4 protein-coding genes are annotated in these 5287 nt (G+C 39.8%); all 4 read right to left on the bottom strand.

Translation table 11 applies throughout. The features are described 5' to 3' along the window. Positions 1–1762 (bottom strand): electron transport complex subunit RsxC (gene rsxC, locus CWB77_RS11220; RefSeq protein ID WP_138622775.1); only part of this gene is annotated, 1762 nt, incomplete at its 3' end. An 8-nt stretch (positions 1763–1770) separates the two neighbouring features. Then, positions 1771–2325 (bottom strand): electron transport complex subunit RsxB, encoded by a 555-nt coding sequence (rsxB, locus tag CWB77_RS11225; protein WP_008115242.1) that lies wholly within the window; start codon positions 2323–2325, stop codon positions 1771–1773. Between the two features lies 1 nt (position 2326). Beyond that, positions 2327–2908 carry an electron transport complex subunit RsxA gene (rsxA, locus tag CWB77_RS11230; protein WP_008115244.1) on the bottom strand — a complete coding sequence of 194 codons (582 nt, stop codon included), beginning with the start codon at positions 2906–2908 and terminating at the stop codon, positions 2327–2329. Between the two features lie 244 nt (positions 2909–3152). Further along, on the bottom strand, positions 3153–5096 hold the full coding sequence (locus tag CWB77_RS11235) for a bifunctional diguanylate cyclase/phosphodiesterase (protein WP_138622777.1): 1944 nt from the start codon (positions 5094–5096) through the stop codon (positions 3153–3155). Positions 5097–5287 lie beyond the last annotated feature (191 nt).

Here is a 5287-nt window from a genome sequence, read left to right on the forward strand (position 1 = left end):
CAGCAGCTTGTGCTGCCTTTTTGGCTTTAGCGCGGGCAATAGCGGCTGCAACTGCTGACTTTTTGTCATCTACAGCTTCGTCATCACCATTACTTTGTGCTTTTTGCTCTTTATAAAGGCGAGCTTGCTCTTTACGTGCTGCGCGCTCTTTTGCAACTTCACTGTTATCTGGCTCAAGTTCGCCACCTTGCTTTTTAGCTTTAGCACGCGCAATTGCTGCTGCTACAGCTGATTTATTGTCACCATCGCTGGTTTTATCTTTAACGCGGGCAAGGGCATCGGCTACTTTTTGCTGCTCTTCGGTAGATTTAGCTGCAGGTTTACGTTTATGGCGATTTTTTCGCTCAGCTTGCTCTTGCTCTAAACGCGCTTTACGTGCATCAAAGCGTTCTTTAGCGCGATCAGATTTTATCTTCTCGGCAATTTGCTCTTTAATCTCAACTTTTGCAACGCGGTAGTACTGAACGAGTGGTATTTCACTTGGGCAAACATAGGCACACGCGCCACATTCAATACAATCAAATAAGTTATGTTCTTGGAGTTTGTCGTATTCTTTTGATTTAGCAAACCACTGTAACTGCTGTGGTAACAATGAAGCAGGGCAAGCATCTGCACAGGCACTACAGCGAATACAGGCTTTTTCTGGGCCTGGCTCTGCTAATTCTTTATGATCTGGAGCAAGTATGCAGTTTGTTGTTTTAACAACGCCAATACGAACCGTAGGTAAGGTAAAGCCCATCATAGGACCGCCCATGACCACGCGTTGTTGTGGCACAGGTGAAAACCCTTGGCAATCAAGTAAGTGTTTTATCTCAGTACCTAATAGCGCCCATACATTACCTGGATTATGTATAGTATTGCCGGTAACGGTAACAACACGTTCAATTAACGGTTTACCTTCGTATACAGCTTGCTGAATCGCAAATAAAGTACCTGTGTTATGTACTAAAATGCCGATATCAGCAGGGATACCGCCATTTGGTACTTCACGGTTAGTGAGCAGTTTTATTAGCTGTTTTTCACCGCCAGAGGGATAAACAGTAGGCACGGTTTGTATTAAAATATGCTCGTTATGCTTCGCCGCTTCAGTCATGGCTGTGATAGCCTCGGGCTTATTATCTTCAATACCAATAATACACAGGGTAGGATTGAGCAGCTGTTGCATGAGCTCAATACCTTTGATTATTTCAGCGGCATGTTCGCGCATTAAAGTATCGTCAGCCGTTATGTAAGGTTCACACTCAACCGCGTTCACGATTAAAAACTCAATTGGCTGCTTAATATCTGCTTTAACGTAGGTTGGAAAACCTGCGCCTCCCATGCCAGAGATCCCCGCATTATGAATAACATCAACTAGTTCATCGTGTGATGCAGTGGCTGGGTTTGCTAAAGGCGATAATTCACACCAGGTATCTTTGCCATCGGGTTCAATAATAATGCTTAATTCAGGCAAGGCAGAAGGATGCGCTGATGGCATAGGCGTTATATCAGTAATAGTACCTGAAGTCGGTGCATGCACGGGTACCGACCAGTTAGCAGAAGGCTTAGTTAATGGTTGACCTTTTAATACGTGCTGGTTTTTTTCTACAATTAACTTACCGCTAGCACCAATATGCTGCTTTAAAGGTAGAACGAGTTTTTCAGGCAAAGGAAGGCGCGCAATAGGCGTATTATTAGATAATGACTTTTGCTGCGGAGGATGTACGCCGCCAGGAAAAGCCCAAACGGTGCCTTTTTTTATTTGTTCAAGTAACTTTTCCACTCAAACCTCTAATCTATTTGGGTAACAGGAATAGCGTCTAGTTGCCATTTCCAAGTTTGTTTTGTTGGTGCAACGGGTAGCATGTCAATACAATCGACCGGACAAGGTTCAACGCACAAGTCACAGCCTGTACATTCGTCAATTAGAACGGTGTGCATTTGTCGGGTTGCACCAACAATGGCATCAACAGGGCAGGCTTGAATACATTTGGTACAACCAATACATTCATCTTCGCGAATGTAGGCCACTGTTTTAACTGGCTCGGCTTGTTCGCCGCCGGCTAGAGGTTTAGCCTCAACACCCATCAAATCAGCCAACTTTTTAACTGTCGCATCACCACCGGGTGGGCACTTGTTTATTTCATCGCCATTGGCAATGGCTTCTGCATAAGGGCGACAACCAGGATAACCACATTGACCACATTGTGTTTGTGGCAAAATGGTATCGATTTGCTCTACTACAGGATTACCCTCAACTCGAAAACGTACGGCTGCAAATCCTAAAATTAATCCGAAAATTAACGCCAGTAAACCCAGCGCTATTAAAGCGTACAACAAGGTCATATTAAAACTTCACTAATCCAGTAAAACCCATAAAGGCCATTGACATTAAACCTGCCGTTATCATTGCGATTGAAGCACCTTTAAATGGAGTGGGAACATCTGCTGCGGCTAGGCGTTCGCGTAATGCCGCAAATAAAACTAAAACTAATGAAAAACCCACTGCGGCACCAAACCCATAGACGGCAGATTGTAAAAAGGTGTGATCTTCTTTGATATTTAATAAAGCAACACCGAGTACTGCACAGTTAGTCGTTATTAAGGGTAAAAATATTCCCAATAAACGATATAGCGTTGGACTGGTTTTTCTAACAACCATTTCAGTAAATTGAACAACCACTGCAATAACTAAAATAAAGCTCATTGTTTTCAGGTAGGTGATATCTAGTGGTAATAAAATATACTCGTTTACTAAATAACTGGTCACAGAGGCAAGCGTTAGCACAAAGGTAGTTGCTAAAGACATACCTATGGCTGTATCAAGTTTTCCTGATACACCCATAAACGGGCAAAGGCCTAAAAATTGTACTAATACAAAGTTGTTAACTAACACTGTTCCAATTAATAACAAGACGTATTCTGTCATGTGTGCCTCACGCTAATAAAATCCCGTGTATTATCCTTTTTTCTACTGCGATTAACAACACGTTGAGTGATTATCAGTTAAATAAACAACGTTAAATAATGGGCTAATTGTAAAGGGTTAAATTTAAGGGAGTTTGCAATTAAAAAACTGTCAGCATTTTAACGGCTGAACAGTCATAAAAGCACACTTTAAAAAGTAAAAAAGAGCATAAATGCTCTTTTTTATTATTAAATAGGGTAATTAGTTAGATGTCTTTAGGCTTTTCAATATAGTAACCTTGGACACCATCAAGGCATAGGGTTTCTACAATATGCTTTTCTTCTTGGCTTTCAACGCCCTCTGCAAAAACACTAACGCCAATTCTATGAGCAAGGTCGACCATTAAACGCATAAAGTATTGATTGTTTTTATCGTCCTCTAAACCTCGGGTATAGCTTGCATCCATTTTAATAAAGTCTGGTTTTAAATCTCTGAAAAATTTAAATGAGGTGAGCCCGACACCAAAGCGTTCTACAGTTATTCTGGCACCAACGCGATGCACCATATCAATAAAGCGTTTGCTTGCTTTAATGTTTTGTTGAAGACCAAATTCACTCACTTCAAAAATTAACTTAGAAGCAATATGCGTATCTTTAAGTAAACGGCGCTCTAACCAAATCATAAACTGGTCGCTATGCGCGCTTGAAGGGGTAATATTTAAGCCAAAATACTTTTCAGATAAATTACTCGATTTTATTCTTTCTAAAGATGAGTCTATTATCAGCTTGTCAATTTCAATAGCCATATCGAGCTTTTCAGCCATTGCTAAAAATGAAGCAGTAGGCAAAGCTTGGTTTTCTTCTGTTTTGAAGCGGGCTTGAATTTCAGCATAGGCTTTAATGCTTTTGCCCAAAGGCATAATATTTTGAATCACCAAATGGACGCTTTTAGACTCAATTACTTCGTTGATCACTTTACGCCAGTTTTGGTTACCAAATCCTGCGCTCACGTTATTAACTAGATCAGTATCGCGCTGTACATGCCATGCATTAGCTTGTTTAGACTGAGCCATGCTCATTGCATTATCAACAATAGAGAGCAACTCACCTAAAGGCTTTGATTTTTCGTAACCAACAATACCTGTGTTTGCAACCGAGCTAAGCTCTTGGTTTTGCATATATTGAGTAAAGCGAGATTGTAAGTTCTCACCAAACTTTTCAGCTTCTTTCAACGGGGTATTTGGTAAAATTGTTATAAAATCAGAGCTGTTAACTCTAAAAACTTGGCTGCCGGAATAGGTGCCACTGATGCTGACAATAATATCTGCAACGGCTTTAATGTATTCATCACCTTTTTGATAACCGCGGCTTTGATTTATAGACTGCAACTCACTACAGCGAACGAGTGCTAAAGAGCCAAATGTACTTACTTCGGTGTTTTCAATATTCTTTTCGTAGTAATCAACAAACATATTGCGATTACCTAACTCAGTCACACCGTCTTTGTAGGCCTCACGTTTTATTGTGTGTGCAGCATTTTTTATATTGTCATTCTTACTTTTTAAAAAGTGCGATAAACGATTAAAGCTAGGAATTAAACTTTTCCCTAACTTAGCTAACTCTGGCGAATCAATTTTAGTAGCAAAATCATCGCCTAGTTGATTTTGGTTTATATAAATATCAATGACATCAGCAACGTCCGTACATATATTGTCATTAATGTGCCTAACAATGGTTTTCATTAATGCAATAGGTATTAGGGCGAGTAGGGTGCTAATAATTAAAATTATAAAAAAAGCAGCTTGAAACTGCTCACTCAAATGAGTGATGTTGATTTTAAATTCAACTTTTATATCGGCGTTATCATTAGTGGCATACTGAGGGCGCACTGAGTTGTTGCTTGACTGAATAAGTTCCGCAATAACAGGCAATTGCGGTGCGTTGTTAACTGAAAATACTTCAGCACCTTGATAATCACGTAAGGTAAAGTGTGAAAAGATTTCACTGCTTGCAAGTGTGTTTTTTAAGTTATCAGCAGAGAGGTCAGTTGCAGATAGGTTTTTAATATATTGCTCGACTGTCGCTTGCGCATTTTTTTGAGCTTTACCGATGGCACTATCAAAATTTTGGCTAATAAAATAACAGCCAGCGGTCACAAGAATCAACCAAGCCATCAGTTGTATAAAAATAAGTTTTTTAAAAGCTGCCATTGTTTAATCTTTATATGTCAAAGGGGAGGACACAACCTCATGATTATTAAAATAATTATAGCTTGATAGAGAAAGTTATCAAATAGTTAGTTTTTGTAATCAAAAAGTTTTTGTTTTAAAAGAGAAATGGTAGAGCAAATTTGAAGAGATGTCTATGGAAGTGTAGTAAATTGGCTCCCCCTCCCCGACTC

It is taken from the genome of Pseudoalteromonas sp. S1610 (assembly GCF_005887465.1).
In the GTDB taxonomy this organism is placed as follows: Bacteria; Pseudomonadota; Gammaproteobacteria; order Enterobacterales; family Alteromonadaceae; genus Pseudoalteromonas; species Pseudoalteromonas undina.

Coding starts and splice junctions, on each gene's coding strand:
- rsxB (WP_008115242.1), bottom strand. CDS start 2,325: ATGACCTTGTTGTACGCTTTAATAGCGCTGGGTTTACTGGCGTTAATT.
- rsxA (WP_008115244.1), bottom strand. CDS start 2,908: ATGACAGAATACGTCTTGTTATTAATTGGAACAGTGTTAGTTAACAAC.
- CWB77_RS11235 (WP_138622777.1), bottom strand. CDS start 5,096: ATGGCAGCTTTTAAAAAACTTATTTTTATACAACTGATGGCTTGGTTG.